General features: G+C 58.5%; 5 protein-coding genes. 3 read left to right on the top strand and 2 right to left on the bottom strand.

Annotated features, from left to right (window positions below; genetic code table 11):
• Window positions 1-329: 329 nt before the first annotated feature.
• Entirely contained in the window at window positions 330-1,805 is a 1,476-nt protein-coding gene (locus ACXRVY_RS15305; protein WP_223463904.1) for an inorganic phosphate transporter, read from the bottom strand.
• A 377-nt stretch (window positions 1,806-2,182) separates the two neighbouring features.
• Complete coding sequence (locus tag ACXRVY_RS15300) at window positions 2,183-2,383, bottom strand: hypothetical protein (protein WP_007986337.1); 201 nt, start codon at window positions 2,381-2,383, stop codon at window positions 2,183-2,185.
• A 692-nt stretch (window positions 2,384-3,075) separates the two neighbouring features.
• Here ACXRVY_RS15300 and pcaR point away from each other — a divergent pair.
• The 3 genes from pcaR to ACXRVY_RS15285 form a co-directional block, all read left to right on the top strand.
• Entirely contained in the window at window positions 3,076-3,918 is an 843-nt protein-coding gene (gene pcaR, locus ACXRVY_RS15295; RefSeq protein WP_150718587.1) for a pca regulon transcriptional regulator PcaR, read from the top strand.
• Between the two features lie 123 nt (window positions 3,919-4,041).
• Entirely contained in the window at window positions 4,042-5,388 is a 1,347-nt protein-coding gene (locus tag ACXRVY_RS15290; RefSeq protein ID WP_223463903.1) for an MFS transporter, read from the top strand.
• A 268-nt stretch (window positions 5,389-5,656) separates the two neighbouring features.
• The coding region (locus ACXRVY_RS15285) for a CoA-transferase (RefSeq protein ID WP_458237685.1) at window positions 5,657-5,842 on the top strand (186 nt) is incomplete at its 3' end.

Genomic DNA, 5,842 nt, shown 5'->3' with positions numbered 1-5,842 from the left:
CTCACACGGCTGCAAGGCCGTTCCCCTAATTAGGGTCGTTGGGCATCGATTCTCATCGAGGCGCGGGGGCCACAACCCCAACTCAGACGCCGGATAGATGAAAGCAAGCCAAACACGACATCAACAACAGTATTGCAGAAAAGGGGGTAACCATAGATGTGAGAGCGAGCTTGCTCGCGATGAGGCCATAACATTCAGCATCTATATTGGCTGTAAGGCCGCTATCGCGAGCAAGCTCGCTCCCACAGTGATTTGTGGTGTGGCGAAGATTTTGGCAATAAAAAAGGCGCGGTCCTTGCGGAGCGCGCCTTTTTTCGTTTGGCCGCCTATCAGCTGCCAAGGGCCTTCGAAGCCAGCCAGAACAACCCGGCCGACAGGGCCACGGTGGCTGGCAGGGTCARTACCCAGGCCAGCAGGATGGTTTTGACGGTGCCGCCTTGCAGGCCGCTTTTGTTGGCGACCATGGTGCCCGCCACGCCCGAGGACAGCACGTGGGTGGTGGAAACCGGCAGGCTGAAGATGTTCGCCATGCCGATCAGGCTGGCAGTGGTGATCTGCGCCGACATGCCTTGGGAGTAGGTCATGCCTTGCTTGCCGATCTTCTCGCCAATGGTCAGTACCACGCGTTTCCAGCCGACCATGGTGCCCAGGCCCAAGGCCAGTGCAACCGCCAGGATTACCCAGAACGGCGCGTATTCGGTGGTGGTGGTCAGGTCTTTGCGCAGCTTGTCCAGGTCGGCCTTTTCACGAGCCCCGAGAGTTGGCAACTTGCTGACTTTCTTCGCGGTGTCGTCCAGGCAGAGCAGGTAGCGACGGACTTCGATACGGCTTTCCGCCGGCAGCGAGTGATAGTCGGCTACACCCTTGAGGGTGTCGAGCAGGGCGGCGATGGTCGGTTCGGTCTGTTGCGGGTTGCAACGGAATTTCTCCGGCAGATCGCCATTCAGGCTCTTGCCCAGGGCCAGGAACTCGCCCAGGGTTTCGGCATTGCGCTGGTAGAACTGGCTCAGGTGCAGCGTGGCGTCGCGGGTCCGCTCGATCTGATAGGTCGTGCTGTTCAGGTCGAGGACGAACTGGGCCGGCACGATACCGATCAGGACCAGCATGATCAGGCCGATACCTTTCTGGCCATCGTTGGAACCGTGCACGAAGCTCACGGCCATGGCCGAGATCACCAGTACCAGGCGATTCCAGAACGGCGGGTGTTTCTTGTCGTCGATCTTGCGGCGCTCTTCCGGCGTCTTGTGCATCTTCGACAGCGGACGCCACCATTTAAGACCGATCAGGATCAGTGCGGCGATCAGGAAGCCTGCCATTGGTGAGAATACAAGCGACATGCCGATATCGATTGCCTTCTGCCAGTTCACACCATCGGCCAACGGAATTTCGTTGATCAAGGCGTTCGCCAGACCCACGCCGAGGATCGAACCGATCAGCGTATGGGAGCTGGAGGCGGGGATACCGAAGTACCAGGTGCCCAGGTTCCAGGTGATGGCGGCGGCGAGCAACGAGAACACCATCGCCAGTCCGTGCCCGGTGTTCACATTGATCAGCAGTTCTACCGGCAGCAGGTGGACGATGGCATACGCCACGCCGACCCCGCCCAGCAGTACGCCGAGGAAGTTGAACACACCGGAGAAAAACACCGCCAGGTGAGGCGGCATGGCTTTGGTGTAGATAACGGTCGCCACCGCGTTAGCGGTGTCATGAAAGCCGTTGATGAACTCGAAGGCGAGGACAAAGGCCAGGGCGAGCAAGAGGCTCACAAGCACCCAAGCATCCAGTCCGCTGAATAAATCGATCATGAAGGTTTTCTGACCCGGTCATAAGGGGGCGCGATTATGCCAGAAAAGACCGCTAATCAATGCACTAGCTGCTCGTCGGTAACATTCTTCAACGAATTTTTTTGCCGCAGCACCTGAAAACCCACGGTTTTGCTGTGTTTTATAAGTCATTGATTTAATTTAAAAAATATACCGTCACAAAACCTTCGCGGCCCGGTAAGAGGGGCTTGAACGGTTGTGAGAAAAATCTGAGAAATAGGTCAGATACCGGAAATTTGCCGGATTCGACGACGGTGATGGCCGCTGCCCGCTCATGGCGGGCGCGAAAGGCAGCATCAATACACCCCCGCTTTTAACGGGTGCAGAGGCAGGCCTTTGTAAGGATCAGGCCAAAGCAGTCACGGCTCTTCGGCTTTGAGTTCCTTTTCCATTTTTTGAAGTTCTTGCTGGAAAACCTGATCCTGGACAGTGGCGCGTTTACGCCAGGGTTTGCGTTCCGGTTCGGGTTGAGCGGCGTAAGTGGTGACTTCTCCGCCGTAAACTTCCTTGTAGCGTTGTTCCTGGCGCTCTAGTTCCGCGCGCAGTTCGTCTTTCGTCACAGTGCTACCTGATTGAGTTGGGATAAATTCTGGTGAACACGCGCTGCATCAAATCGATTGATCACGTTCGTCGAATGGGCAATGCCCGTCAAGGCATCGTTTTGGCAACAGGGTGATCAATACTTCCATGTCACAGGCGGCCACGGCACCAGATATAAACAGCTGACGTAGCTTCAGTTTCCTGTATCGGCAAGCGCACTGGCAAGGCGGTTCAATGCGAGTCTGGCGCTTGCAACGGGCAACGGCGATGGAACATCGCATTGCCGGGTAGCGGGTTCGGCAAGTAAAAAACCGAAGCGCTACTGAATTGTATTATAGCGGCCGATTTGAAGAACACTATCTCCAAAGAGTTAAAAGCGGATCCCGGTGTGTGACCGTTTTGTTGCTCGAAATTTTACGATTAACTGGAACGCCGACGGGTACCACATTGCAGCGATGCCTGCCGGACGCCATATAGTTCGAACAAGTTACGGTATTTAGATTGCCCCATTAAGTCCTGTGTCGAGTCGATGTAAACAGCGGTTCGTGAGTCAGCGAAAAAATCGAACACCCGCGAATCGGGTGATTGACACGGTGGATTGCGATTATCGGTCGAGCGTTCGATAATCGCCCGAAGATGGCAGGCCGGGCTTGAGCGCCAGGCGGTAGCCCTTTGTAATAGTCGCTGATCCGAGTGGGTAACAGGACCTTGTATGAACGATCAAATGCGCAATTCCTTCACTTCAGTGGCTCCCCCCATCGTTGCTTCGCCGGCCAAGCGGATCCAGGCACTGACCGGCGACCCGGACTTCATGACGTCCCTGGCCCGTGGCCTGGCCGTAGTGCAGGCGTTCCAGGAGCGCAAACGGCACCTGACCATCGCCCAGATCAGTCACCGCACGGAAATTCCCCGCGCCGCCGTGCGCCGTTGCCTGCATACCCTGATCAAACTCGGCTACGCCACCACCGACGGCCGCACCTATTCGTTGCTGCCCAAAGTCCTGACCCTCGGCCATGCCTATGTGTCATCGACGCCGCTGGCGGTGTCCGCCCAGCCTTACCTGGACCGCATGAGCGAGCAACTGCACGAGGCCTGCAACATGGCCACGCTGGAAGGTGATGACATTTTGTACATCGCCCGCTCCGCAACCACCCAGCGCCTGATTTCGGTGGACCTGTCGGTGGGCGGGCGCTTGCCGGCCTATTGCACGTCGATGGGGCGGATTCTGCTGGCCGCGCTGGATGACACGTCGCTGGGCGAATACCTCGACCACGCCGAATTGCAGGCCAAGACCAGCCGCACGATCCACACCCCCGAGGCGCTGCTCGAATGCCTGCAAGAGGTGCGACAGCAAGGCTGGTGCATCGTCGACCAGGAACTCGAGCAAGGGCTGCGTTCAATTGCCGTTCCTGTGTATGACGCCTCCGGCCAGGTGGTTGCGGCCCTCAACGTTAGCACCCATGCGGGGCGGGTCAGCCGCAATGAGCTGGAGCAGCGTTTCCTGCCCGGCCTGCTAAGTGCCAGTCGCGACCTGAGTACGCAGCTGTTCACTTAAGGTGTTCGATAAACGCACAGAGTCGCGCTGGGTGAATTGACGCTGTTTCCCCCGGATCATTACTGTCGCGGCTTCGTCAGCATCTGCTGACACCGTTCGACAGCGATCCGTGGAATAAAAATAATGAACCAGCCTCAGTCTGCTGTAGGTAACTGCCTTGACGTGCAGTCCTTCATCAATGCTCAACCCATTTCGCGCTACCAATGGCGGGTGGTGATCCTGTGTTTCCTGATTGTCTTCCTCGACGGCCTMGACACCGCGGCCATGGGGTTCATCGCCCCGGCCCTGTCCCAGGACTGGGGTATCGACCGTGCCAGTCTCGGCCCGGTGATGAGTGCGGCGTTGATCGGCATGGTCTTCGGCGCACTGGGCTCCGGCCCTCTGGCCGACCGCTTCGGACGAAAAGTCGTACTGGTCGGTGCGGTGCTGTTGTTCGGTGCCTTCAGTCTGGCTTCGGCCTACAGCAGCAATGTCGATCAGTTGCTGGTGTTGCGCTTCCTGACCGGCCTGGGTCTGGGCGCCGGCATGCCGAATGCCACGACCCTGCTGTCGGAGTACACCCCGGAACGCAAAAAATCCCTGCTGGTAACCAGCATGTTCTGCGGTTTCAACCTCGGCATGGCTGGCGGCGGATTTATCTCGGCCAAGCTGATTCCGGCCTTTGGCTGGCACAGCCTGCTGCTGATCGGCGGGATTCTGCCGCTGATCCTCGCCGTCGTTTTGCTGCTCTGGCTGCCGGAGTCGGCGCGTTACCTGGTGGTACGCAATCGCGGTACGGACAAAGTGCGCAAGGCACTGGCGCCGATTGATCCGACGGTGGTGGCCCAGGCGTCCAGTTTCAGCGTGCCGGAACAGAAAACCGTGAAGGCGCGCAATGTGTTCGCGGTGATCTTCTCCGGCACCTATAGCACCGGCACCTTGCTGCTGTGGCTGACCTACTTTATGGGCCTGGTGATCGTTTACCTGCTGACCAGCTGGCTGCCGACGCTGATGCGTGACAGTGGCGCGAGCATGGAGCAAGCCGCTTTCATCGGCGCACTGTTCCAGTTCGGTGGCGTATTGAGTGCGGTGGGCGTGGGCTGGGCGATGGACCGGTTCAATCCGCACAAGGTCATCGGCATTTTTTACCTGCTGGCCGGGGTGTTTGCCTACGCGGTAGGGCAGAGCCTGGGCAACATCGCGCTGCTGGCGACCCTGGTGCTGGTGGCCGGGATGTGTGTCAACGGCGCGCAATCGGCAATGCCGTCGCTGGCTGCACGGTTTTATCCGACTCAGGGGCGGGCCACCGGGGTGTCGTGGATGCTCGGGATCGGCCGCTTCGGCGCCATTCTCGGGGCGTGGATGGGAGCGACGCTGCTGGGGCTGGGCTGGAATTTCGAGCAAGTGCTGACAGCGCTGGTGATTCCGGCGGCCTTGGCGACCACGGCAGTGGTGATCAAGGGCATGGTCAGTCATGCGGATGCGACCTGATTCCAGGGTTCAGAATTTTCAGCGAGGTTGAGGGCCTCATCGCGGGCAAGCCCGCTCCCACATGGATTACGCCATACCTTGTGGGAGCGAGCCTGCTCGCGAAGCTTTTGGGGATCGGTAGCCAAGCAACAATATGTTCGATAATCGAACGGTTAGTCGATTATCGGATTGTTTGGCGTTTTGCACGGGCTTAATCTTCAGTCATTCCGGCGCTGCGCATCGGCGCCTTCTTCCACTGTCGGTTAACAATAAATGGGAGCCTGCCCCAATGGCTGAAATCCTTTCGCTGCACGACGCGGTGAAGCAATTCGTAAACGACGGCGATACGGTCGCGCTCGAAGGCTTTACCCACCTGATCCCGACGGCGGCGGGTCACGAAATCATTCGCCAGGGCAAGAAAGACCTGACCCTGGTGCGGATGACCCCTGACTTGATCTACGACCAGTTGATCCTG

The organism is Pseudomonas sp. P5_A2_2, assembly GCF_054177685.1.
Note: the sequence above shows the minus strand (reverse complement) of the source record. Positions and strands in the feature narration are given on the sequence as shown.